We start from the raw sequence: 26721 nt of genomic DNA, 5'->3' as shown, positions 1-26721 counted from the left end.
GCGATGACATTGATTCTGTTTGCAGGAGTAGTTCGAGGCTATTCAGGATTTGGGTTTGCGATTATCGTAGCGCTTTCCCTCAGCTTTATTGTTCCACCATTGCAAGCGGTAACCATCGCTATCTTGTTGGACTTTTTAAGTGCCTTTCCTCTGCTCAAGCGAAGTAAAACCACCATCAATATCCGGCTTATTGCGCCGCTGTGTATTGGCATGTTGGTTGCGGTGCCTTTCTCGCTGTATTTCATTAGCACGATATCGGAATCAGGCTTGAAGGCCTTTATCGCGATGATGTCTTTGGTCGCTAGCACGCTGATTATTTTGGACTTACGCCTCACTTGGTTGCACCAACGACACGCGTTTTGGGCGGGAGCCATTTCGGGGTTTAGCATGACCACCGCTTCTTCAGGAGGTCCGCCATTAGTGACGTATTTGATGAACCTGACCATTAAAACCAGTGAACAGAGAGCCACCGCGATTGTGTTTTTTCTGCTGAGTTCAGCGATTTCACTGATCGGCTTCATATGGATTGGCGCATTTAACCAAGAATCGTTCATCACAGGTTTATGGCTATTACCGGCAGCTTTGATTGGCAATGTACTGGGGCAAAAACTGTATCTATCAGTACCGAACTTGTCTGCAAAAACAACGACCGCGCCGATTTTGATCGGCATGGCACTACTTATGTTAATTTCAAATTAGAAGGATGTATTTATGGATAAGATAGCGTTCATTACAGGGGCAACCTCTGGTTTCGGCAAAGCGGCAGCAAAACGTTTCGCAGAAGATAACTGGTCGTTAGTGCTGTCTGGTCGTCGAATCGAAAGGCTACTCGACCTAAAGGAAGAATTAACGGTGCCTGTGCATGTAATTCAACTCGACGTTCGAGACGCAGACGCCGTAAAACAAGCCATTGATTCATTACCCGCTGAATTTTCATCGATTACCGCATTGGTCAATAATGCTGGGTTAGCTTTGGCACCAGAAGGCGCGCCTGATGTGGACTTGAAAGACTGGCACACTATGATCGATACCAATGTCACAGGCTTGGTTAATGTTACTCATGCGCTGTTGCCTACGTTAATTAAAAAAGGCGCAGGAAGCTCAATCATCAATGTTGGGTCAATCGCCGGACAGTGGCCTTACCCAGGAAGCCATGTGTATGGTGCCAGCAAAGCGTTCGTAAAGCAGTTCAGTTACAACCTACGTTGTGACTTACAAGGCACAGGGGTACGAGTGACTGACCTCTCCCCTGGTATTGCAGAAACGGAATTTACTCTTGTAAGAACTAAAGGTAACCAGACGGCTTCAGACAACCTTTACCAAGGCACTACACCGTTGTCAGCAGAGGATATTGCCGAGCAGATGTTTTATATCGCAACCTTGCCAGATCACATCAACATTAACCGAGTCGAAGTGATGCCGACACGTCAAGCATGGTCTGCGTTCGCAATCGATAGAGATTAAGTTCAAACCGACACATACAAAAAAGGTGGTCTTTTCAGGCCACCTTTATCATTTCTTTCACACGATACTTCAAATATAACCAACGGCATAAAAGACTATGTCTAATTCGCCTCATTACTCTTTTAATGAAAGTAAGATTAGAGATACTCAACTAAACAATTTGCTGCTCATGTTCTTTGTTTGATTCCGTCTCTTTCGACAAGAAACTCGCTACGATCTCTCTCAGTTTGCCTTGGTTAACCGGTTTAGGTAAAAACTCATCCATGCCTACATCGAAGCACAAATGCTTGTCTCGCTGCACGACGTTGGCCGTCAGCGCAATGATTGGAATATGCTTTGCAGCCCCTTCTTCGAGCGCTCGGATCTGCTTGGTCGCTTCGAAGCCATCGAGAACCGGCATCTGACAATCCATAAAAATCATCTCGTATTCGTTGACTTTGAATTTCTCGACACCAATTTCACCGTTGTCGGCAATATCAACCTCAAAGCCAAGCTTCTTGAGCATCATCTTGGCGACTTGTTGGTTTACTCGCGAGTCTTCAACAACTAAAACTGTACCACTAAATTCTCCGGCAACTGCGACAGGTTTTGACTCTGCTTGAATTGGAGCTTGTTTATCGGCTGGTGTGGCGTTTACAGAGACAATGGGAGCATCTTTAACAACCGCTGCAGGTTTACTTAACGGCACAGGTTCATTGTCATTAAACGCAACCTCTCCTCTGTTCGGATAGGTAAAGACTGAAGTATCAGCCGCTCTCGCGAGTACCTCACTGATGGTCCATTTAAGCTGATTATCTTGGTAAGGACGCGCAATGTAGGCAACAAAACCGACTTGTTTAGCACGAGCTTCATCTTGCTTTCTAGGGTCAGCAGAGATCATCACTAACTTGGGACACTCGCTACCAAAGCGTTCAACTAAGCTTCTCGCCAGTTGAAAGCCATCAACGGACGGCATTACTTTGTCTATCAGAACGAGATCATAAGGTGATGACTTAGCCACAGACTCTGAAACCAACTCTAACGCTTGGTTTGCCGTTTCACAGCACTCAGACTTAACGCCAAAGGATTGAAGCTGTGTAGACGTTATACACATGTTCAGCTGGCTATCATCCACAAGCAGAACCGAAACCTTATTGAAATCGATATTGCTTTCATCGGCTTCTAAATACGGGTCAAAGTCAGCCGTAAAATAGAAGGTACTGCCTTTACCTTCAACACTGGTGAGTTCAAGCTTGCTGCCCATCAATGTCACTATCTTCTCGCATATTGTTAGACCAAGCCCTGTGCCTCCATAAATACGTGTGGTACTGCCGTCGGCTTGTTGAAACTTATCGAACACCGATTTCTGTTTGTCTTCTGCAATACCGATACCGCTGTCGACAACCTCGAACCTCACTCTGAGTTTTTGCTCAGGCTCAACCACCTCTTCCAAACGAAGCGAGAGCGTGACGTGGCCATGCTCGGTAAATTTAATCGCGTTGCCTACTAAGTTATTTAGGACTTGTCTTAGTTGAGTACCGTCGCCAATCACCATGGTTGGGATCTTAGGGTCGATCGCTAATTGGAATCGAAGCCCTTTCTGTTCGGCTTTCACTCGAAAGGTTGATTCAACGTCGGCCGCAATGCCCATCATTTTCATCGGCTCTTGCTGAAGCTCTAGTCGCCCCGCTTCGATCTTCGAGTAATCGAGAATGTCGTTGATTAAGTCGAGCAACGTAAGCGAAGAGGTGTTGAGCATGTTGATGTACTCTTTTTGCTCTTTCGGCATATCCATTTCAGAGAGCAAAGACGACAACCCGATAATCCCATTCATTGGTGTACGGATTTCGTGACTCATATTGGCAAGAAATTCACTTTTATTGCGGTTGGCCACCTCAGCAACGTCTTTGGCTTTTTCCAGCTCTTGATATTGTTGACGAATACGTTCTACCGATCGGTTATAGCTACTCTCTAGAGTCGATATCTCATCTTTGTAAGTAGAGTGAGTTGGCGTTATAAAGCGCGGTTTGTTGTCTTCGACCTGTTGTTGGTTGATTTGGGAAGACATAGTCATCAAACGTTTTACGACAAGACGATAGACGATGGTTAAACATACGAGAGACAACAAGAAGATTTTAACGGCTTCGAAGGCGAGCAACAATAACACTCGTTCTTCAAAGTCATCTAGGATCATGCTCAAGTCTGATTGCACCGTGAGCGTCGCCAACGGGAAGTCTGTGCCGCCCATCTGGTGCACCATTTCCCAAGACTGAGAATAAGATTGGCCTTCGGTCTTTTGACCTAACTCTAGAATTTTTTCATCGGGACTTTCGATAAGAAGGTAACTGACCGAAGGGAGGCGAGAGATGCCTTCGGCTTGCACAAACAATTGCTCTCGATCTTCAACCCACAAACTTGCCGTTAAACCAGAAAGGTAGCCAGCCTTGACCTGCTCGATCTGAGAGCTGATAAAAGAAACTCGACTTTGGTACTCTACATACAACCCGAGACCTGTCACTATAACTGTGAATAAGGTACTGATCGCTATTATCATCCCGATCAACTGTCGGGAGAGTCCAACGTAGCGTTTTCCTTTTGTCACCATACACAAATTACCATTATTGTTATCCTAGCAAACTACAATTACTCAACTAGTATAATAGTCGTCATTCATCAAATAACTAGGGAAGGTTATGAAAAAACATCTTATCGTTGCATCCATAGTCAGTTTGTTTTCAAGCAGTTATGCTTCTGCAAGCGAACCTCTTCACTACTACATTATTGCGAGCCAAGCGCAACCTTTTCAAATCGAAACTGACGGGTCATCTCACAGAGGAATTGTTTCAGATATTGTGGAAGCCGTGTTTGATGACAGCCAATATGAGATCAACTACCACACCTACCCTTTTAATCGAATGATCGATAAGCTCGATGCGAGAGAGAATCCAAACTGGGTTACCTATGGCAGCCCTAGTTGGGGGAATATTCAATCTGCGAACCTATCTGAAGACCCGATTTACAATGTAAAACACGTATTACTCAGCAGCGGTAAAAAGCCATTTGAGTTCAATACAATCGATGATCTCGATGGGAAAGCCGTGGTATTGCTGAAAGGATTTGAGTATCCGAACTTGGAATCTTATATCCAACAGGGCAAGCTCAACGAGATTCGAGTAAAAGATTACACTGCTGCGTTTCGTGTCCTGAACCGAGCACCTGGCGACACCGTGTTTGTGGAAATGGAATCACGAATCAAATACAACCTAAACGAGCAAAAACTGAGTATTGATGATTACCAGATGCATGAGTTTGGTTCTGTCATCAATAACTACCCTATCCATTTGGCGTTTGACCCTGAGATGGATCCTAAGCTGCAAAGCTTCATCAACCAACGCCTAGACCAAATGAAAGACGATGGACAGCTTGACGACATCGTACAGAGTTACTTATAGCACCAGCGTAACGTAGAACTTATCAACGGATAGCTTAGTCACGTACGTTAACTCTCGTTGATGCCTGACTCTCTAAAACCGAAAAGGCCGCCCTGCTTCATACTAGATAGCAGGGCGGCCTTCTAAATGCGTCTAAGGAGTAATGATAAGCATGCCGCTATCTGAATCGACGAATCAGTGCGAAGCAATCAAATGCAGTTGCTGAGTGCGAAGCTGGTGACGCACTGCCATCAGAATCTTACCCAAATGGTTCTCGCCGGTTCCATCGCCGCCATCGCCCCAGAAGTGGTCTTTGTGCGAATGTTCTTTGATCACCGAATCTCCGGTATTGGTAAGAAACAGCGCAAACTGTGGATTCTGTCTGAACTTCTCCGTCACAATAAACTGCATCACTTCAACACGAATGTCATACCAATCTTCGCGAACTTGGTCTTCGTAGTCACGACTTAAAGAGAACGCTTCAGCAGGTGTACTGGCTTCCAAAATGGTATTACGTAGCGCTTCGGAGGCAAACTTCATCGCTTGATAATAATGTTCGCTGGTTGCCCAAACTTGATCACCTACCTTGATAGGACAAGCGGCAAAATTTGACAGGTATCCGTTCGGATCTTCGGGTTCGTAAAACAGCACTTCTTTAGCTTGAGCCACAGAATTAGACATAGCCTTCTCCTTACCAACGACATCGCATATTTTTGCTTTAACTTTAAAATTAGTGGCGTTGAATATGACTGTCAAACAACTTAGCTCAAGAGTATGCCATGTGCGTGTTTTTCATCTGAAAAGCGTAATATCAAAAGGGTTAGGCTAAACAGAACAGTGAGCCAAAGAATCAAGGAGTTGATTAAATCTGGATAGGAAACATGAAAAAACAATTATCAATCAAAGGGTGGCGTTGTGCCACCCTTCTAAATGCAATGGGGATTATTAGTGAATAAGACCTAGCTCCCTCGCTTCTTCCAGACTCAAACCGCTTTCTCTAATTTCTCTTAGAGTCTCGATACGACGACGAGCTTCAGCAGACTTCATTTTCTTTTCTGGTTTGAAAGATACTTCTTCTTCAGCATCCCACTTGTTTGCAATATTTGTCATTTCATCATGGTTGATAGAATTAATGGACATGTTTTCCTCCGAAAAGCACCATGTAATGGACAGGTAATCTGTAGCAAATGCTTTTTCGCTTGTTAAGAAATTCTGTACTGAAGTGTGATGATTCCGACGCTTCACAAAGCTAATTAATAAATGCCTCATTTAAACTTTGCCAAAGCCATTTTCTGCAATTATATTTAAAAGATTCCCCATAAGAAATGTGGTTTGATCCAACTCTCATTTTCCCCTCTTTCAATGCAATCAAATCCGTTAGCTTTCACATAGGCTAAGGCGAGATTTTCGGCTTAGCCGGAGAATCAGGCTGCGGGAAAAGCACCTGCGCACGATGGATGACCAAGGTTTACCCTGCGACAGAGGGAGAGATACTGTTCAAAGGCAGAGACATCTCTACGCTGAAAAGCCGTAAAGATATCTTGGATTATCGCAGCCGTGTGCAAATGGTGTTTCAAGACCCCTTTGGTTCACTTAATCCCACTCACACCATTGAGCACCATTTAACGCGCCCACTTAAGATCCATAAACAGGTAGCCACTAAACAGGCTCTCACAGAACGCCTCAAAGAGTTATTAACGCTGGTGGAGTTACCCATCGAAACGCTCGCCAAATACCCGCACGAGCTCAGTGGAGGCCAAAGACAGAGGGTTAACCTAGCGAGAGCACTGGCCGTTGGCGCTGAGGTTATTCTTGCTGACGAACCCACCTCGATGTTGGACGTTTCGATTCGACTTGGCGTGTTGAACTTGATGCAAAAAATGAAGAAAGAGTTAGGCATAGGCTTTTTGTACATAACCCACGACCTTGCCACGGCACATTACATCGCTGAAGAGACGGCGGTGATGTACAAAGGGCAGATCGTCGAGTGGGGATCAACCCAGTCGATCTTGACCAATCCACAACACCCGTACACTAAGTTGTTGATCTCTGCGGTACCAGATCCCGATCTGCCATTTGGCGAACTCGTCAAAAATGAGCCAAACTATTCAATAGACGCTGATCGTATTCGAGAGCAGAGCAGTGAAATACAGCATGAAATCAAACAAGTTTCTGATAATCACTTTGTAAAACAGTGGGATAACGTTGCATGAATGAACTAGACACTTGGTTAGAGCGGATCGGAGATTGGTACAAAGACCGAAAGCATGATCAAGTGGACCGGTTAGAACCTTTGATCTTAACGCCTCCAGATGCGCTCTGGGGGCCATTGATCACGGATGAGCAGAGCAAAGGCATCGCATGTTGGCTAGACGGATGCCTGAGAATCTTTACTTTCTATCGCCACCTCGCGGATTCATCGAATCCGGACTTGGCTTCGCAGGAGGCCAACAGCTCAAGCCATCATGATAAAGCCTACCAATACCTAATGTTTGCCTACAGTAAGCTGCAAGCGGTGTCATGTGACCCAAAATCAGAAGCAGGATTGCAAGAGTGGTGTACACAGCGGCTACAACACTTGTGTGTATTGGCTTTGGAGTTTACGAACCAACAGCAAGAACCACGTTGGAAAGCAGAGTCTGAAAAATTGATCGAGTCGCATGTACGCTTTATGGCAACCCATCCCCGAAACGATGATCAAGGCATTATTCAACGCCATCTCCACTGATCAAGCCCTTCTCGATCAAGCATCAAATCAGAATCTCACCAGAGCTAGATCCGTAGAAAGCATGATCGAGCCTTGATCATGCTTCGGCGTTTAACTCTGTAAGCTATTGAATTTTAATGATTGACTGAATTTTAGGCAAAAAAAAGCGAGTCCCTTGGGAACTCGCAAAAATCTATTCAGTATGATGTAACAAAATATGAGCCAATCTATTAATCACAAGAAAGGACAAAGGTTGTCTATTCGGGATAAATAATAATCAACTAGATGCGCTACTTTGTCATCACTTTGTCAGCGTTAGGTGCGATTTTAATCAGCACCTAATGTGTTCAAAACTATCCATTCAGCGACGGTAAAACAGGCTTATCGCGATAGGATAATGACTAGTGGCCAATCGCCATTTCATCGAGCGCAAGGAACACGTTTTCGTCTAAATGACCTTCATGAACTTGTTTACACACTTTACGACGCACCGCTAAACCAGAGATCAAACGTTCAATGGACAGATGTCGATTGCTGGTGCTATCTCGGTCGTTATATAGCTCAATCAAGCGACTCAGTGTTTCGTATGGGATAACGTCCTCCCCTACTCTCAACCAATCAAGCTTCTCAATGAGCTCTGAGCACTCTTCTTTGATTGAGGCATGTGAGTGCCCTGTCATAGCAGATAAAGCCGTTATGCTGCGTTCTAGAGCCTCTGCAGAGGTATATTTAGAGAGAGTAATCATGATCTCGTCAGCGTTGATCTCAACAGAGTGTTTACGCTGCTTAACTCGACGTCCCAATTTGCCTCTTGGCGACGGTGCTTTACGCTGAATGGGTTCAAACTCACCATCGATAATCTCAGACAGCTCTTCCAGTTTCTGCTTAGACACCATTTCGTTACGAAGTGGGTTCGGCAGCGTTGGTGCCATATTACGCTTACCTGCGTTAGTGGTACGCGCTCTTGAGTAACGTAATACTTCTTCCACATTACATTTGATATCTACCTGATAATCGGTCGTTTTCCCTTTTTCGATCAACGCGGTGATCGTCAAGTGATAACCCCATAGATTAACCAGGAAGGTATCTTCTTGATCCCCGACTTCACCCAATTTTCTGAGCTCGCGGATCAGATCCATCGAGAAACGACGCCAATCGATGTTACGCGCCAATTTCTGGTTGAGCTCACTGAGCAACATGCTATCTGAATGGCGACGTGCCATGCGGCTTCTAAAGTACGAATACACTTGGAAAACCAAGGTATGTTGCTTCAGGATTTCTGGCGGAAATAGGAAGAAATAGTCACGCGTCAGCAGCTCTTCGTAGAACGAAGGTTCCCAAACCAGGATGTATAGGTTCGGTTTAATGCGAATTTCGCCGTCAGAGCCCTCTGTAGGCGCTTCTTCCGATGCTGTAATGGTTCTAGCTAAGAATCGGAAACGATCACTCTTAAAGCCTTCTGGCATGTTCTCACTAAGCCAACGGCCTGTAAGCTCGTGCAGTTGGAAATCCGTGAATTCGATACGATCAATACTATCGCGGATCGAATCACGAGCAGGGCCGCTGTCTTTCTTGCCACGTAAAGACAAAATATCAGTGATGTAGAGTGGTGTTTTGTTCGGCGTGTGTTTCGCGTCTAGATGGTAATCATCTTGGTGGTGATCATGATATTGAACGGTGAGCGTGAATAACGCGAATAACGTCATCAGATCGTCAACGGTCATGATATTTTTAGAAGATCTTGTCTCGATCACAGCTCGAGTGCCAGAGATCGAAACCATGGATTTCTGGTAGCTCTTACGAGTTCTAGGTGGCGCTAACGCTTGATCAATAATCCCCGCCCAATTGGTTGGCGAAACAATGAATTGATCCGCTTCATCTTTCATCGTTGGTGGGGTATTCAACCCATGTTCATTCAGTAAGCGCTTGTTTACTTTGGTTTGAGCTAGGGCTTTAGAGCGCTTTTGCTTTTCATTTTGCTTCACGCTTTCTGTCACTAAGCTGGTGGCACCCAGCACCGATATCAATTGGTTTGGGTTCACAAAGCGATGCAACATGGTTTTACCAGCAAGGCCTTCTTCAAAGCGAACGGGGATTTGTTTGAACAATCCGATATTAACTGCAGCTCTCAGCCTTTGCTGTAAGGCTGCGCGAGTGACTTGACCATCGGTTGATTCAATAATCTCAGTGGTGGAAACGTACCCGTCTTTACTGCTAAACCCACGAAGTGAAATTAGGTTAAGAAGCTCAACTATGCTTTTGGTGACACCTTTGAAGTGTTGATATTGTTCTATCCATTCAACGGCTGTTTCAGATACCTCAAATAAATGACCATCTTTGTGGCTTCGTGCCTTAATTAACAATTTCTCTTCTGGTTTCATTTTTGATCCGTATCACACTAACCGTAATTTCACTATAGTTCCTGAATGATAAAGAAAGAATGATCATAAATAAAGAGAATTTATTGGCTTTTAAATAACTGATCTTTTTGATTAATATGATCTTAAATGATTAAGTGATCTAATGATCTGGACGTAACTTTGCTTATAAGTGGCTGAATTTAAAGCATTAAAATAAATCGCCTTGGAAAGCATGATCATAAAGGTTCCGAAACTATGATCATTAAACTTAAGAAAGCATGATCACAGAACATCAGAACGATGATCATTAAGTCATTGTAAGCATGATCATTATTGGTTCGAAAGCATGATCATTATACTTATACAGCTTATCCACAGATCGGAATTCAACATCGGTTTCTAAGTCGCTTTTGACTTGTCTAAGTGGACACTTGTGGTGACCAATCTATCGGAACAATGATCAAGAGAGCATACTTTTTTATCGTTCCTACCCTATTGAGTGCAAAATTTAGTCTGTATCCGCTGGAAATGGATTGCTTTGATGTATTTAGAGCGGGTCGGTCTTAACTAGGAAGCATGATCATGAAATTGTCATGTTTGTGTATTCTTGGTCTGTGTCGATTGAATTTTCAATCATTGAGCCCTTATAGGCGTTGAATCCCCATTCCAAAAGCATTTGTCCGTAACTTAGTTCATAAATTACATGCTTCCGGAACTATGTTTACTTGATCATTTTTCCGGAGGTTGATCATTTTCAATGTGCAGTTGCTCGGATCAATATTGCTCAGTTTACGCCTTGATCATGCTTCATAATTTGGCGTTATCAATTATCTTACACTGGATGTGCTCCATGATCATTCTTCCGGTTAGGTTCCAATCCTCTGTTGTTTTTTGACACCCCATCTTCTCTTCTGTTTTGAATTTTTTGGTCATTGAGTGTTTTTTAATTTTTATTGGATTGAAAATCTATAAATTCGAATGCAAATCACACCAACCGTAATCTACGGTTGTATTTCAATCGTTCCGAAGGTTTTTCGTTGAAATTCCATTTACATTGTAAATAAGTGATGCTGTAACATTTAAAATGTAGACTAGAAATAGCATGGTTATACATGATAGAAACAGTCATTTTTGTGTTTGTCTAAGGCGATGTTTCATCAAATTGTAAAAACGCGGTCTATTTTATGTGATTTTACTCATAAATGTATGTTCATGTTTTTGTTGTGTTTGTTGTTAATCGCTGTACAATTTGTACTTAGTTAATCATTACGGAAACTGGCAATGAAAAGAGAACAAACGATTGATAAGCTCTATCAGCTAGCCGAACAAACTCAACAAGTTCAGGCTGACCGAATTGAGATTATTTTGGAAGAGCGAAGTGATGAACATTTCCCTCCAATGTCTAAAGCTATGATGGAGACTCGTTCTGGTTTAACGCGTCGTAAGCTCGATGAAGCGATCACTAAACTTGAAGCTGATGGCCATCAGTTCACAAAGAACAACGCTAATCATTACTCGATTTCATTGACAGAAGCTCACATGTTGATGGACGCGGCAGAAGTGCCGAAGTTCCATGAACGTAAGCAGCACGCTGACAATAAGCCATGGATTATCAACGTACAAAACCAGAAGGGTGGTACGGGTAAATCAATGACAGCAGTTCACTTAGCCGCTTGTTTGTCTCTGAATTTGGATAAGCGCTACCGTATCTGTCTGATTGACTTGGACCCACAGGGCTCTTTGCGTCTGTTCCTAAATCCACAAATTAGTGGGGCAGAGCACGACAGCATCTATTCTGCCGTCGATATCATGTTGGACAATGTGCCTGAAGGCCAAGATGTCGATCTAGAGTTTCTTCGTAAGAACGTACTATTGCCAACTCAGTATCCAAACCTGAAGACAATTTCTGCTTTCCCAGAAGATGCGATGTTTAACGCTGAAGCGTGGCAAAGCCTTTCACAAGATCAGTCACTTGATATTGTTCGTCTGTTAAAAGAGAAGCTTATCGACAAAATCGCCGATGACTTCGATGTGATTATGATTGATACCGGCCCGCACGTTGACCCTCTAGTATGGAATGCAATGTACGCGTCGAACGCACTTCTGATTCCATGTGCAGCTAAGCGTTTGGATTGGGCTTCAACGGTTAACTTCTTCCAGCACTTACCAACGGTTTACGAAATGTTCCCGGATGACTGGAAAGGGCTCGAATTTGTTCGTCTAATGCCAACCATGTTTGAAGACGACAACAAGAAACAGGTGTCAGTTCTGACTGAAATGAACTACCTGTTGAATGACCAAGTAATGATGGCAACCATTCCAAGAAGCCGTGCTTTTGAAACCTGTGCCGACACTTACAGCACGGTTTTCGATCTAACGGTGAGCGACTTTGAGGGCGGTAAGAAAACTCTAGCTGTTGCTCAAGACGCAGTACAAAAAAGTGCTCTAGAATTAGAGCGCGTATTACATAGCAACTGGCCTTCACTTAATCAGGGATAACAACAATGGCAATTAAAACATCTGACTTAAATGCAAAGCTATTTGGTAAAGCAAACAAACGTCGCGTAGCAACACCACAAGAAGCGCAAACAGCGGCAAAAGAGCAGGCTCAAGTGATTGAGCTTTCTGTTGCTGGCGAAGATTTGGTTTCATTTGAATTGGTTCGAATTCCTGCGGCTGAAGTGGCAACTCGAACGGTTGTTTTTGAAGAGAATGCTCGTGAGCAATCTTTCTTAAACGAGCATGCGCTTTCTGATGTTCTTACAACATTGAAAGAACGTGGTCAGCAATACCCAGCAGTTGGTCGTAAGAACAAAGACGGTAAGATTGAAGTTCTTGATGGTAGCCGTCGTCGTATGTCATGTATTTTGGCTGACAAAGAGTTCCTAATCTATGTTGCTGAAAACATTAACGGCGAACACGCTAAATTCCTATCAGACGTAGCTAACGCTCATAAACCGCTTTCTCTTTATGAGAAGGGCAAAGAGATGCAAGCGAAGCTAGATAAAGGCGAAGCTGAAGACCAGAAAGCACTGGCGAAAATGTTCCAGTGCAGTGAAGCTTTGGTGAGTGGTGCATTGAAAGCAGCCGCTTTACCACTTGAATTGCTACAAGCTTACCCAAATGTGAGCGACCTTGGTCGTCCAACCATTGTTAAACTGCACAAGCAGTTTGGTGGATTGACGAGTGAACAGCAGCAAACACTGCTGACTAAGTGTGATGCTTCTGAAGGTTTTGTATGGCAGCGTAGCGAAGCTCAAGGCGTAACTCGTCTAACCAAAGACGTGACAGAAACTTTGGAAGGTTGGATTCTTGAATTGGCGCCAGCGCCAGCGAAGAAAGCTTCTCCAAAAGTTGAGCTTATTAAGGGCCGCGCATCATACAGCCGCAAGGGTTCAAACTTGGCGTTGAACCTTAAGAAAGTTGATGACGCAACAATGGAAGAAATCCTCGCCTTCGTACAATCGAAGCTCGACTAAGTCGACGACTTTTCATTACTCCTCTAAAGCCGCTTTATGCGGCTTTTTATTTGGCTGTGATAAACTGTGTTTAGATGAATCTGGACGCTAACTATGACAAACCCAACCAACACTTTTCTACATACACTTTCTAATATTGCTCAGCATAACGATCACCGTTACGGCGTGGTCTTTGATGGCGATTTTTATTGGCAAAACTCTGCTGTTTTTACCTTCCTTCAAGATTCAAACACTCCGAGCATCTTCCAGGTTGGCGGTACGCCATTTGAAGGTGTGATTCATGCTCCAGTAAAAAAAGGCCAACAACTGCTTGGTCGTGAGTGCCAAGTTCTTGTTTGTGATTTTAGAGAGCAGTTCGATGCGAATGGTTTTAGTGCCGCGTTGGGTTCGTTAGTTGGTGGTGGGTTGTTGTTGGTGTTGCCGCCAAAAGTTAATGCCTCTGAAGATAGTGAAAGCTTTGGCCAACGTTGGTTAAAACGTCATTTCGATAAACTGATTTCTGTTTCACAACACAATGAAGCCGGCGATGTAGTTCAAGCAACTCACGCTCTTCCTCAGATGCAAAGCGCCCAAAACGGATTGGATAAATTTGAACAGCAAAACACGGCTGTTGAATTAGTCAAAAAAGTGGTGTCTGGACATCGTAAACGTCCTTTGATTCTCACTGCGGATAGAGGGCGTGGTAAAAGCTCGACATTGGGTATTGCCGCAGCGCAGCTGTTAGTTGAGCGTCACGGTTTTAATATTATTGTTACTGCACCTTCAGTGAAAGCGGTAGAGCCGGTATTTTCCCATGCTAGCCAAGGGTTGGAATCTTGCGAAGTGGTCAACGCTACTCACATTCGCCATCAAGGGGGAAGTTTGAGATTCGTCGCGCCAGATGAATTACTTAAATCCAAGCCCGATTGTGACCTTCTATTTGTTGACGAAGCGGCTACAATTCCAATTCCGATGCTTAAATCCATGGTCGACATCTATCACCGTATGGTTTTTTCGACCACGGTACACGGTTACGAAGGCAGTGGACGAGGGTTCGGTATTAAGTTTGAGTCTTGGCTTTCTGAGCATCGTCCGGGGTGGAAAGGCTTTAAGCTCGAACAACCGATTCGTTGGAATAGCAACGATCCGCTAGAAGCTTGGTTGTTTGATTGCTTCCTACTTGGTAATGACGCATCAGTCACTGAATCGGCGGTTGATGAAATCGAAGGCTTTTCTGCTGACGCAATCAACCAATTAAACTTGGGCGAGTTATCAAAATCAGAATGCTTGGCTAATCCTGAGCAGCTACAACAATGTTTTTCTCTTCTCGTGGATGCGCACTATCAGACCTCGCCAAATGACTTAATGCAATTTCTCAACAATCCAGCAATCCGTTTATACGCCGCTTGGCAGCAAGATAAATGTTTAGGTTGTATGTTAGTGACGGAAGAGGGTGGTTTGGACAGCGAGTTGATTACTCAAATTCAACTTGGAAAACGCAGGCCTCAAGGTCACCTTGCTCCAGTATTACTGGCAAACCAACTTGGCTGTACTCAGGCGGCGACCAGTCGTTGCCTTCGAGTTATGCGCATTGCTGTTTCAGCACGTCATCAAGGTTTGGGTATTGGCCGTTGGATGTTGGCTCAGTTATCACAGCAAACCAGCCAAGCAGATTATCTGGCGACAAGCTTTGGCGCGACCAGCGAATTGATTTCTTTTTGGCGGCGTAGTGAATTTGAAGCTGTGCACATCGCCCACCAGCGAGATCAGGCAAGTGGCTGTCACTCGGTTCTGATGGTTAAGGCGCTTAACTCAAACTCTCAAGGCTGGATAAACCAAGTTCAAAATCATTTCGAGCGTAGCTACTGTTTTCTTGTTTCAGGTTCTTTGGTTTCACTTGAAACCGATATGGTACGAGCGCTGCTGCCAAAGAGTGTCCAAACCGTTAGCGAGTTTGAAACTCAGTTAGTTAGAAATTACGTGAACGGTGGCAACAGTTATGATGCGATCAGCTTCAGCGTACTGAACTTGATTCTACTCAGTAACGATCGAAACGTAGGTATTTCTGACTTACTCATCGCAAAGGTTGTTCAGCAGAAAGAGTGGGAGGCTTGTGTCGAACAGTTTAATCTGGTTGGTCGTAAACAAGCAGAGATTCAGTTTCGTAAAGATGTCGATGCTCTGTTAGCAAATTTACAGTGTAAATAGGCTAGCCATCATTTAAATAGACTGACCGCTACAAATTAGATTTACAGTGTAAATTAGAATCTTGGATTTACACTGTAAACTGAAGCTCCATATTGAAATCCGTTTTTACCCTGACTATCTGTTACATCACTTCTGTTTCATCTCTCCATGACAGCCTTTAATCTTCTAAAGCTATTCGCCTTTACTATCTTGCACCAATATCGAATCGACATTCAATCACACGAAATATTCTGAAAAAATCTTCCTATGTATTTGTAAAGGCGAAGCAGATCATAAAATGTGTAAGTCTTATTTATGAGTCATGTTTGCAGAATCGAAAGTAAGTGATGTGACGCTGATTATTCTAATAATGTGATACTCAGCGCAGAATGAATTATATAGACTGAATAACAACTGAGTCATTAGGGATACTCAATTCGAATGTGGGATAACATCGTTACATTGTCGGAAGACAAGCAACAAGTAATGGCATGTCTGCCAACCGGGATTGTGGTTGACGCAAGCTTTGATAACAAGACGCTGCCACCAACCTTGGAAGCTTTGAATGCATCAAACTATTTTCTTTTCGAAGAAGAGGTGTTGCGTTTCGTTACTCTTGCTAAAGAAGGTAAGGGTGAAGCTTATGAAGGAATCTTGATTGCTGAAGTTCGAAATGCCACTGTTGCGGTCGAACTGTCTGATGATGAGATGTTGGCGAGTCTCGTGGTCACTGGTCCCTACAATGGACACCCACTGCGTGGTAGCGACATCATTCAGTGCTTATCTCTAGCTCAAATAACAAAAGGAATAAATAAGTTAGCGCTCAGAAAAGTTCTGATGATGAGTAGCAAACTTAAGCCCGGGGAAAAGTTTACTCAGCCCGTCGCTAAAGGGACACAACCAGTAAAAGGTAAGGATGCTAAGTTTGCCGCTTTGGTTGAAGATATTACTCGCCAAGTCTTGAAGCCTCGCAGCAAAGACGAAGGCAAGATTGATATGCGAGACTTGGGACAAACCATTACCGTTGGTCAAAATGATCACTTAATGAAACGTACCCCCGCTACCAAAGGTATCGCTGGCTTTACCGTTCAAGGCCGAATTATCCCACCGCTTCCTGGGCAAGACAGTTTAATCAAGCCAGGAAAGGGCACCTACATCTCCCCTGAAGATCCCAATTTACTACTCGCCTCACACCCTGGATTGCCCATCATTAAAGATCGAACCATCGAAGTGGATGACGCCTTATGTGTCAGCAACGTCGATGTCTCAACTGGGCATGTTAAATTTAAAGGTAATGTCTTCGTCTCTGGCAACATCGAGCCGGGGATGATCGTCAAGGCGACCGGAAGTGTTACGGTTGGTGGCTTTATCGAATCGGCCGAAGTTCAAGCCCAGGGGGATATCAAAGTCGCCAAAGGCATTATCGGCCATACGACTAAAGAGGGGGAGCCAAAAAGTTGTAAGGTATTCAGTAAAGGCTCTATCACAGCAAGCTACGCACAGAATGCTGAGCTACAAACGGCCAACGACCTTAGACTTGGTGTGCACAGTATGAGTAATGACATTCGCTGTGGTAACAACCTTATCGTGATGGACAGTTTGAAAAAACACGGCACGCTCAGCGGTGGTGAAGCCAAAGTCGGCGGGAAAGTAGAATGTGTCTTCTTAGGTGTTGAGGGAGACACCGCAACTAAAGTACATGGCTTTGCGCGCTACGATGGTTACCGACAAAAGCTAGCCGAGCTGAAGGAAGCTTATAAACACACTCAAGAGCAAACCATGGGTGTGATTCGCCAAGAGTTAGAATTTAAGAAGCGCCCTAAAACCGAGAGAAGCGAAGAGCAAGCCCTAGAAATTGAGCAGCAACGTGAGAAGAATAATCTCGCAATTGAAAACACAAAGTCGCAGCTAGATACACTCGAAGCGGAGTTTGCAACCAACCTTGCTGAATGCACTGTAGAGGTACACGAAAAAGTGTATACCCGAGTGACGATTCAATTTGGTGATGAGACAGTCACAACCAAGCGAACCCACGGCGGAAGTGTTTTCTCATTCAACCAATACGAGATCCAATGTTCATTCAAGATGGAGCAAGAGGATATTGCTTTGTAGACTTTTGGGCTGAACACAAAGTTACGTATGGTTAAGGTGCCGATACTGACAAATAAAAAAGGTTCATCGCGGCTTTCCGGGGAAAGCCGCTTTTATCTTCAAGAAGAAGTAGTCGGTATCTCGATACCCATACCCCATTCGCTTGATTAGCTTTATCTTGTTGTTTATCCCTTCTAGGGTGCAGGTGTTTAGCGGATAACTTGCCGATGCGATAATACCGTGAAGATAAGGACTCAGTTTTCGTGCGAACTCTTTCAATGGCTTAATTCCACTCTCTTGTACTTGTGCCCACCACGCCTCCCAGAGCCCTTTAGCATGTGCTTCTGATTCACAATACCAAAGCTCTTTGAGCTGTGCCCCGAGTATATAAGTGGTCATTAAGTCCTTATTGATATTCAATATTTCTGTAAGATAGCTGTCTTGCCGTGGATTTAAGTTGCCTCTATTTTTCAACAACACCCAGCGTGAGCGCTTGACCCATTGCCTCGCTTTTTTATCTTGCTTGAGTTTGTTGGCTTGGTCGACTCTGACTCTATCCATTACCTCACGACCGAACTTAGCAACAACATGGAATAAGTCGTAAACGATTTTTGCGTTCGGGCAGTGCGCTTGAACTTCAAGGTCAAAAGCCGTATTCATGTCCATCGCGACCGCTTCGATATTATTGCCATGCTTGCCTAACAGCTCGAAGAACGGTCGTATGTCCTTGCGGCTACGGCCTAACCCTATCCAAATAACTTGGTGAGTCTTAGCGTCAGCGATGACCGTGGCATACCGATGTCCTTTAAAGATAGCGAACTCATCCATGACGAGTTGCCTTAGCCCCTCCCATTTCACTGACGGTACCACTTGGCGAAGTCGGCGTTTATCTATCTCTTTAATGGTGTGCCAATGTACGCTTGTTAACTGGGAGATATGCTTAATGGGAAGAAGAGGCAGCAGTTGTTCTATATAACTTTTTAGGCGCTTCGTGATGCGAGCATAAGGCTCTAGCCAAGATAGAGATTCTGTTTTTATGCCGCAGTCACGACACTTAATTCTTCGTGTTTGAACGGAAAGTTCAACAGGAACACCGAGCAACATGACTTCTTTCACATTACGCCATTGATACTCATGGATAGCTTCGGCTTCAAGACCACAAAGGCACTTAGCCTCAGAGTTAGGTTTAAGAGTCAGGGTAATAAGTGATGCTGTCTGGTGAGACTTTACTATTTGAAAGCCTTCCCAGAATGAAGATAGGAAAGTATGATTCGGCATGAAAACGGTAGTTTGTGTATGATTTTTGTTTGGCGACTAAACCATATCACTTACTACCGTTTTTGTTTTTAGTTCCCGCTAATCCGCGATGAACCATAAAAAAGGGGAGCTGATGCTCCCCCTTTTGGTTTCTACTGATAATTATTTATTTAGGTGGCTTGAGCGCTCTAACTAACGGCTCTCACTCGGCCTTGTTTAAGGTCTGAAAGAACCTGTGCTTTAGGACCATCTGCAATGATGCAGCCTTTCTCCATTACGATCACTCGATCGACAATGTCCAACATCGACGTTTTGTGTGTAATCAGAATTAACGTCTCGCTTGGTAGCAATTGGTTAAGTTGGTGTTTGATGTGCATCTCTGAACGGTTATCCATAGCACTGGTCGGCTCATCCATCAACAACACTGGCGGACGGCCAAGGAAGGCTCTAGCAATGGCAATTGACTGACGTTGTCCACCAGACAGCAAGGCACCACCTTCACCCACTTGGCGTTCCAAACCTGCAGGATCTTGCTGAGTAAACGCAGTTACGCCTGCACGGTTTGCCGCATCCATTACGTCACGGTCATCCACCAAAGGGCGACCTAAAGTAATGTTGTCTCTTACTGAACCGTAGAACAGGTTACTGTCTTGCGGAACACAACCTATATTGCGTCGTACGTCGACATGATGCAGTTGCTCCATATCCGTGTCATCAATACGTACATGGCCTTCTGTGGGCTTGTACAGGCCCATAATCAGACGTTCTAGTGTGGTTTTACCTGAACCAATACGACCAATGATTGCTACTTTCTCACCAGGACTAATATTGAGGGTTAAGTCTCTAATTGAAGCCACTGGTGAATCTGGGTAGTGGAACGTCACTTTATCTAGCGCGATATGGCCCTGAATAATCGGACGGTGAATGTAGCGTTTACCTTCTTCTTGTTCATCAGGCATCGACATCACTTGCTCAATCAGAGTCATTGATGACTTTGCTTGGTTGTAACGAGTCGAAAGCAAAGACAGCTGAACAAGCGGGCCAATCGCTCGGCCGCTCAACATGGTTGCAGCGATCAAGCCACCCATCGTAAGTTCACCTTCTGCAATTAGATACACGCCAAAGATGATCATACCAACGTTAGTACTTTGCTGAACAAAGCCGGCGGTGTTTTGGATGCTGTCAGTGATGCGTCGGCTTTTGATATTCCAATTCGCCATGTGAGCAACAGCTTCTTCCCAACGGAATTGGAATTGGCTTTGCGCGCTGAACAGCTTAACCGTCTCTAACCCTGCCAAACTCTCAATCAAGTTTGCGTACTTCTGCGAAGCAAGACGAGAGCCTTCTTCAATGGTGCGGCGCAGTGGGCCTTGGATTAGCAATGCATAGACGATCAAAATGACCACGCCAGCAACGGGAACGAATACAAGGTTTCCAGCCATTAGCCAAATTAGCGCTAAGAACATCAGTGCGAACGGTAAGTCGATTAACGAGCCAATGGTTGCAGAGGTAAAGAATTCACGAATGGATTCGAACTCTTGCAAGTTTTTAGCGAAAGCACCGACGGAAGCAGGTTTCGCTTCCATACGAATCCCCAGTACTTTACTGAACAGTTTGGAGGAAATGAGAATATCGGATTTCTTACCGGCAACGTCAATGAAGTAGCTGCGCATCAATTTGAGCAGCAAATCGAATAGGAACACGACAAAGATACCACTTGCCAGCACCCACAAAGTTTCAAAGGCGAGGTTGGGAACTACCTTGTCGTACACCAAGCGTGTAAACATCGGCGCGGCAATCGCGAAGATGTTGATAAGAATGGAGGCAATCAACACATCTCGGTAGATGTTTTTAGATTCCCAAATCGTGCTCCAAAACCAATGCCCTTTACGTGTTTTTAGAACTTCTGGTGAACGTTCATCATAACGGAACTGTTTCTTTACCAAGAAGTAGCGGCCGATGAATTGTTCTTTCAGCTCTTCGACAGGAATGATGATTGGCACCATTCCGCTTTCCGCAGTAATGATTTCCGCTTCTTGCTTCTCTAAATCGATACTGTTGAGAACGCACGCCTCACCTTGTTTAAGTAGTAAGACCGCAGGCAGTATCAGGTGAGGAATCTTTTCTAAGTCGGAACGGTTTTCTTTTGCCACTAATCCTGCTCGTTCAGCAGAGCGTGGGAATAGGAAAGGGGTTAGCTTTCCATCGGATAGTGGTAGCCCATTGATCAACGCTTCGGGCGAGTTAGCTAACCCGTAATACCGGCTAACGTAGATCAGTGAGTTCAATAGTGGATCTTGCATGTGATATAACCCTTACAACTATTTATCAACAATGAAGCCTTGGAACACTTCTACGTAGTTATCAGACAGAATATCTAGCTGAGTCTGAGTTTCTATTCGAGACGCGATGGTGGTGACGCCTAGGTTGTGAGCGGTTCTAGAGATCGACGTTAAGGTAAACTTCTGTTTTTCGTCATCAAGGTTATGTGTGAACAGGTAATCTAGCTTCACATAGCTTGGACGGTATTCGTTGATGTAATCCAGTGATTGGAAGTTACGTCCGTAGTTATCGACACCAAACACCGCTTCAGCGTTGCGAATGGTGTTACACAAAAGTGCCGTGTAGTGCGGAACGTTGATGAAGCAGTTTTCTGGAATCTCAAAGTGCAACAGGTGAGCGATTGAAGCATTCTGTTCAAGCGTCTTACCGATCCAACGGATGAAGCTTGGTTGAGATATACTGCTTGGCGAGAGATTAATAGCGACTGGGCTGGTTACTTCTTTTGCATTGAGCTTTTCAACCATCTTCTCAATAACGTATTGGTCGAGAATGTGGCTCATTTCAAGCTGTTCTAGCGCGTATAGATACTGGTTAGCACCGTAACGCACGCCATCTTTTTCAATCGCAGAGAACACCTCTTGGTGATACGTTTTACCAAAGGCATTGTTTGCAGCCTGCAAACGGAAGGTAATGAGGTCGTTGATGATCGCTTCTTCAACCAACATACGCCATTGTTGTTTGCCCATCACTGCGCCGTGATCGTCTGCGGTTACGTAGCCGTAAGCAAGTTCTCGATTCGCCTTGGCACTTGAGAGTGCGTTATCCACCAGCGACATGATTTCAGTACTGGTTTTACGCTTGTTGCTGTAGGTCACACCAAGAGCAATATGTGGATTCGCAGTGCCTGTTGGGTCTGAACCTAGGCTCTGGATACAGTTTACGATGCTGCTCGCGACAAGTTTCAGTTCGCTCTCATCAATGTTTGGCATGATGAAACCGAACTCGTCACTAGAAATACGAGCGATGGTGATATCTGGAGATGAAATTGAAGCTTGCAGCTGTTCAGCCAGTTGATGAACCAAGGCATCACCTTCTTGATAGCCCTTTTCATCGTACTCTTCACTGATAAACTCCGCTTTAAGTACCGCTAAACCACCTAAGCTCGACTCCTCTAACCATTGAGTTAACTGAGACATGTAGTAAGCACGGTTACCTAGCTGAGATACAGGGTCGATATATGCTCTTTCACGTAACTTCTGAGCTTCTTTCGCTTGGTTTTTAAATGCCAGTTCAACTTGAGTCGACATGTGGTTGATACCATCGACAACCAAGGTGAGATCTTTTGTCTTTGGACGAGCCAGAGGTTCACCAAACTGATTCTTAGCGATCTGATCCATCTTCGTAATGATCAACGAGAGCGGGCGTAAAGCGCGCTTAAGGATCCAAGAAATAGATACCAAACCGAGCAAGAAGATCGTGCCAAATATGCTCAGTAAGCGGATGAATGCTTGCCAAAGTTGATCATAGGCAGGGCCTGGATGACTTACGATCTCGACTTCGGCCAATTGCATCCAGCCACTGGTGATCACGCGGCGGTCATGAACAGGCTCGAACAGGTTTAGGTTGGTAAACCACTCCGGTACGCCGGTTGGCTTTACAGGGTATGAGCGGAGAATGTCTTCACCGCTGTCGAGAAAGATTAATCGAACGACGGAATAAGAACTGCCATCAAACAGGGCGTTGATAACAGACTCCACTGCCACCTTGTCCTTTTCTTCTAGGTAAGGGGCGAGAGCCAGTCCAACAGTATTAATGGTATTACTTACCTCAGAGCGTTGCTGCTCCTCTAAGTATCCACGGGTGGTATTGAATTCGATCATAAAAACTGACGTCATCAGCAGTATGAACACTGCAACCATCCCGACCACAAGCTGTTTATATAAAGTCATTGTACCTACTCATCGTAATTGATAATGGGTTTGTTTAATTTTAGAGAGCGCTCACGTGAACGTAAGTCGTTCCATAAGCTCAATCTTGAAGATTTCCCTGCCAACTTGCCGCTGCCTGCTGCCGACTTGATCAACCAAAGGTTTTTACCGTTAAAACTGTAAATTGGTCTTAGATCTGGGCGTTTGGAACCGCGTTTAATTTCAGGGTTTAAGTTGTCCAAAATTAATGGCTCTGCACTCGGTGTTGAGTAGTAAGCTAACACCATGTGGAACTGGTTTAGTTCCAGTGCTTTTACGTACACTAATCGTAATTTCTTATCTGGGACGCCCAGTTCAAGCAAAGAGAAGTATTTTGCGATTGTGAAGTCTTCACAATCACCGGCGTTGCTGCCTAAAAATTCCAGTGGTGTTGCCCAGTAATCATTCTTTCCCCACAGTATGTTGTCATCGACAAAGTACATCTGGTTGAAGAACTGGTTCACCGACCTGAGCTTCTCTTTTTCACTTAATCCGTCGTATGACGTCATATTTGAGCGCCATGTTGCCACTCGCTTTCCGGCTCTATCGCCGTAGGTTTTGGTCACTGCATCTATCCACCGTTGGTCGCTCTTGTTGAGCGCCACAGAGGTGAAAGAGGTGAGGACCAGCAGCAATAGCGAAATCCGAGACTTCATAGCCTCTGCTCTTGTCTATTTGCTGTGTATTGAAAGGCGTTATCAAACATCAAACGTCCTTACTCTTTTAGTGCATTGTTTTGAGCGCTTAATAGTGGCTTCAACATGTACTCAAGCACGGTTCTTTTACCCGTGATGATATCGACAGAGGCGGTCATACCTGGAATGATTGGCAACTCTTCGTTCTGTCCAAAATTGTGTTTTTCGGTGCGCACGCGCACGATATAGAAGCTATTGCCTTCTTCATCTTGAGTGGTATCGGCACTGATGTGCTCTAGCACGCCTTCTAGACCACCGTATTTAGTGAAGTCATAAGCACTGAATTTAACGATGGCAGTCAATTCTGGGCGTAGGAACGCGATATCTTGCGGGGCGATTTTCGCTTCAACCAATAGAGAGTCTTCTGTTGGTACAATCTCAACGATGTCCATACCCGGTTGGATAACCCCGCCGACAGTATTAATACCCAATGTTTTAACGGTGCCTGTTACAGGAGAAACCACCACGGTACGGTTTACTCTGTCTTCTAGGCCAACGGCAGATTCGGTCATTGCAGAGAGCTTGTCTTGGGCTTGATTGAGTTTTTCTTGTTGTTCGGAGCGGAAGTTCAGTGCGGCGTCAATACGGCTGAGCATGGATTCTTTGATTGCTGAGCGTAAAAGAGGAATTTTTAGCTCGCTCGAAGTCATTTCTCGGCGAGTGTCGTTCACTTGTCTTTGCAGTTTAAGTAATTCAATTCGTGGTACCACCCCTTCATCGGCGAGAGGTTTGGTGATATCCAGTTCTTGGCGAGCAAACTGGTAGCTCTGTTTTAGGTTTCGAACACGCGCTTTAATCTCAACTAGGTCTTGCTGTTTCTGTTCAACTTGTTGATCAAAAACGGAAAGCTGGTTTCTCAGATTATTGAGATCTTGACGGTATTCTGCTTTTTGACGATTAACCAGTTGAGGTTGAAGTTCATAGAATTTAGGTGGGAACGCAAGCTTGCCATAATCGAGAGTGACACTTTTCTTCCATTCTTTTTCAGAGAATTCTTCGTTGATGACAACACTGGTCAGGGAAGCGGAAAGCATTAACACGTTGGCGGTCAAGTTCGCGACTTGTTGTTCACGTTCGCGGAAGTCAGAACGGAATCGTGTGTCATCGATTAACAGCAGTTGTTGACCTTTTTGAACGCGTTGGCCTTCTTTAACTAAGATCTCTTTAACCAAGCCACCTTCAAGGTTTTGTACCACTTGGATCTGAGAGGAGGGGATCACTTTGCCTTGGCCAACGGTAACTTTGTCGATCTCTGCCCATGCAGACCACCCAATAGCAGCAATAAAAAACAGAACGATCACCCACAACATAATTCGCGCACTGGTGGGCGTATTGAGTAGTAGTGCCGCTGTTTTATCATCGACATACTCAAGCTCGGTCTCGTTCAATTTGCTGAAATTTTTCTGACTCATAACAGTCCTTGTTCGCTAAATAAAAGTGCAAGCCTATTGAGTGTATTCTTACTTTTGATAAATGTTAAGATTTTGCTCATTTAAATCTTTGAATTTATATATTTTTTAAGACTTATCGGTTCTTGAAATCTGTTTTATCGAGTTGGTGCTTTCTTAGTTTGTCATACAGTGTTTTTCGCGACACCTGCAGCTCTTGTTGTACCTCTTTTAAACGACCTTGATGGCGATGTAGCGCCTCAATCAAGATAATTTGTTCAAAGCTATCGGTGCGTTGGTTCAACGACTGTTGTTGCTCTTCAATGCTCATATCGAGTTCATTTTGCTCATCAGTATCGCTGTCGAGCGACGGCTGCTTAATTTGAGTCAGCACTCTGAGTTCAGCATGTTGGCGAAGCTGACGAATGTTCTCCGTCCAATGCGTTGCAATGAGTCGCTGAATCTCTTTTTCTGTAATGACGGGGGGTGGCAGCTGATAGCGACTGGCCGCACCACGAGCAAAGTGTTTGAATAAAGAGCCAATATCTTCCGTTCTTTGCGCCAAGGGTAGTAAATTAAACCGGCGTAGTTCACCTGTAATTGTAGTAGGAACTACTGTAGTTGCGATAATGATACAAGTTGCATTGGTCTTGCATGAGTTTTCACGAAGTAGAGTGGGTTTTAGAGCGGCTAACCATAGCCATTGCTGCGAAGTTAACGCTTCTGTTTCATGGATATAGAGTGTTCCACCTTGATGCTTTAAGAACAGTTGCAAAACAAACTGATGGAATGTCGCTTCGTCACTGCGTGGCAAATTAAACGCCGCGACAGGGCAAAGCTCCGCGGTTTGATGACTGTGTAAATCATGGGTGTATTGTGCAGTGACCCTTTTCCCCGTCCCTAAATCACCAACAAACAATAGAAGTGGGTTAGTTTTGGTATCTAGGGTGATCAATTCTCGGCGTAATGCCTGCATTGATGGTGATTGACCAATCAGTTTCGGGCCAACCTGATTTTGCATTGCCAACTCTTTACGCAATAGGTTGTTCTCTTCAACCAGTGCGAGCTTATCTGCGGCTTTTTTAACGGCAGTGAGTAGGGCATCGACCACAAATGGCTTTTCCAGAAAATCGTAAGCACCGGCTTTCATCGCTGATACCGCGGTTTGCACGTCACCATGTCCGGTAAGTACGATGACCTGAAAATGAGGATTTTGGCTCAGCAACTTTTGCGTTAATTGAATGCCATCCATTACCGGCATGTGAATATCGGTGATGACAATTCCGGCTTGCGTGGTATCTATTTTCTTTAATGCCTCAATAGCATTGGGAAAGCCGACGATATCGATACCTTCAATGAGCATGGCTTGTTCTACCGAGTCTCGAATGGCGGGTTCATCGTCGACAAAATAGAGTTTAGGCATAGAGTGCAAAAGCCGATTCCTTAGCTGTAGG

Annotated in this window: 18 protein-coding genes and 1 pseudogene; 9 read left to right on the top strand and 10 right to left on the bottom strand. The window is 44.5% G+C overall.

Features of this window, described 5'->3' with window-relative positions:
• Positions 1-3 precede the first annotated feature (3 nt).
• A complete protein-coding gene (locus tag A6D97_RS12350; RefSeq protein WP_017066352.1) occupies positions 4-699 on the top strand; it encodes a sulfite exporter TauE/SafE family protein in 696 nt (231 codons plus the stop codon).
• 12 nt (positions 700-711) lie between these two features.
• Positions 712-1464, top strand: a complete 753-nt coding sequence (locus tag A6D97_RS12345) for an SDR family NAD(P)-dependent oxidoreductase (protein ID WP_017061222.1) — start codon at positions 712-714, stop codon at positions 1462-1464.
• 151 nt (positions 1465-1615) lie between these two features.
• Here the strand turns inward: A6D97_RS12345 and A6D97_RS12340 are convergent, their stop codons facing one another.
• A complete protein-coding gene (locus A6D97_RS12340) occupies positions 1616-4048 on the bottom strand; it encodes a hybrid sensor histidine kinase/response regulator (protein WP_065584481.1) in 2433 nt (810 codons plus the stop codon).
• Positions 4049-4136: 88 nt separating this feature from the next.
• On the opposite strand from A6D97_RS12340, the gene A6D97_RS12335 reads away from it, so the two are divergent.
• Complete coding sequence (locus A6D97_RS12335) at positions 4137-4895, top strand: transporter substrate-binding domain-containing protein (protein WP_065584480.1); 759 nt, start codon at positions 4137-4139, stop codon at positions 4893-4895.
• Positions 4896-5069: 174 nt separating this feature from the next.
• Here the strand turns inward: A6D97_RS12335 and A6D97_RS12330 are convergent, their stop codons facing one another.
• Entirely contained in the window at positions 5070-5630 is a 561-nt protein-coding gene (locus tag A6D97_RS12330) for an NADAR family protein (protein ID WP_050643559.1), read from the bottom strand.
• A 189-nt stretch (positions 5631-5819) separates the two neighbouring features.
• The gene (locus tag A6D97_RS12325; RefSeq protein WP_017061218.1) at positions 5820-6014 is read right to left on the bottom strand and encodes a hypothetical protein; all 195 of its coding nucleotides are present in this window, start codon (positions 6012-6014) and stop codon (positions 5820-5822) included.
• 218 nt (positions 6015-6232) lie between these two features.
• On the opposite strand from A6D97_RS12325, the pseudogene A6D97_RS12320 reads away from it, so the two are divergent.
• Together A6D97_RS12320 and A6D97_RS12315 are read left to right on the top strand one after the other, a co-directional pair.
• Positions 6233-7087 (top strand): annotated as a pseudogene (locus A6D97_RS12320) (ATP-binding cassette domain-containing protein); the annotation flags it as partial.
• Positions 7084-7602 carry a transcriptional regulator gene (locus A6D97_RS12315; RefSeq protein WP_065584479.1) on the top strand — a complete coding sequence of 173 codons (519 nt, stop codon included), beginning with the start codon at positions 7084-7086 and terminating at the stop codon, positions 7600-7602. The pseudogene A6D97_RS12320 and the gene A6D97_RS12315, both read left to right, overlap by 4 nt.
• Before the next feature lie 380 nt (positions 7603-7982).
• Here A6D97_RS12315 and A6D97_RS12310 read toward each other — a convergent pair whose 3' ends face one another.
• Positions 7983-9962, bottom strand: coding sequence for a replication initiator protein RctB domain-containing protein (locus A6D97_RS12310; protein WP_017061215.1), 1980 nt, complete (start codon positions 9960-9962; stop codon positions 7983-7985).
• A 1260-nt stretch (positions 9963-11222) separates the two neighbouring features.
• Here A6D97_RS12310 and A6D97_RS12305 point away from each other — a divergent pair.
• From A6D97_RS12305 to A6D97_RS12290, 4 genes are all read left to right on the top strand, one after another.
• Positions 11223-12440, top strand: coding sequence for a ParA family protein (locus tag A6D97_RS12305; RefSeq protein ID WP_017061213.1), 1218 nt, complete (start codon positions 11223-11225; stop codon positions 12438-12440).
• 5 nt (positions 12441-12445) lie between these two features.
• Positions 12446-13420 (top strand): ParB/RepB/Spo0J family partition protein, encoded by a 975-nt coding sequence (locus A6D97_RS12300; RefSeq protein ID WP_017065141.1) that lies wholly within the window; start codon positions 12446-12448, stop codon positions 13418-13420.
• Between the two features lie 93 nt (positions 13421-13513).
• Positions 13514-15607: a GNAT family N-acetyltransferase gene (locus tag A6D97_RS12295; RefSeq protein WP_065584478.1), complete on the top strand. Its 2094-nt coding sequence runs from the start codon at positions 13514-13516 to the stop codon at positions 15605-15607.
• 420 nt (positions 15608-16027) lie between these two features.
• Positions 16028-17698: a FapA family protein gene (locus A6D97_RS12290; RefSeq protein WP_065584477.1), complete on the top strand. Its 1671-nt coding sequence runs from the start codon at positions 16028-16030 to the stop codon at positions 17696-17698.
• A gap of 63 nt (positions 17699-17761) precedes the next feature.
• Here the strand turns inward: A6D97_RS12290 and A6D97_RS12285 are convergent, their stop codons facing one another.
• The 6 genes from A6D97_RS12285 to A6D97_RS12260 form a co-directional block, all read right to left on the bottom strand.
• Positions 17762-18955, bottom strand: coding sequence for an ISL3 family transposase (locus tag A6D97_RS12285; RefSeq protein ID WP_083190233.1), 1194 nt, complete (start codon positions 18953-18955; stop codon positions 17762-17764).
• Between the two features lie 167 nt (positions 18956-19122).
• Positions 19123-21237 carry a type I secretion system permease/ATPase gene (locus A6D97_RS12280; RefSeq protein WP_017061209.1) on the bottom strand — a complete coding sequence of 705 codons (2115 nt, stop codon included), beginning with the start codon at positions 21235-21237 and terminating at the stop codon, positions 19123-19125.
• 18 nt (positions 21238-21255) lie between these two features.
• Complete coding sequence (locus tag A6D97_RS12275) at positions 21256-23166, bottom strand: LapD/MoxY N-terminal periplasmic domain-containing protein (protein WP_017061208.1); 1911 nt, start codon at positions 23164-23166, stop codon at positions 21256-21258.
• Between the two features lie 5 nt (positions 23167-23171).
• Complete coding sequence (locus A6D97_RS12270) at positions 23172-23840, bottom strand: transglutaminase-like cysteine peptidase (RefSeq protein ID WP_019823329.1); 669 nt, start codon at positions 23838-23840, stop codon at positions 23172-23174.
• A 59-nt stretch (positions 23841-23899) separates the two neighbouring features.
• Positions 23900-25291 (bottom strand): HlyD family type I secretion periplasmic adaptor subunit, encoded by a 1392-nt coding sequence (locus A6D97_RS12265; RefSeq protein ID WP_017061206.1) that lies wholly within the window; start codon positions 25289-25291, stop codon positions 23900-23902.
• A gap of 112 nt (positions 25292-25403) precedes the next feature.
• Positions 25404-26690 (bottom strand): response regulator, encoded by a 1287-nt coding sequence (locus A6D97_RS12260; protein WP_065584476.1) that lies wholly within the window; start codon positions 26688-26690, stop codon positions 25404-25406.
• Between the last annotated feature and the right edge of the window lie 31 nt (positions 26691-26721).

This window comes from Vibrio sp. ZF57 (genome assembly GCF_001691235.1).
Lineage (GTDB): Bacteria > Pseudomonadota > Gammaproteobacteria > Enterobacterales > Vibrionaceae > Vibrio > Vibrio crassostreae_C.
This window is presented reverse-complemented; position numbering and strand designations above follow the sequence as displayed.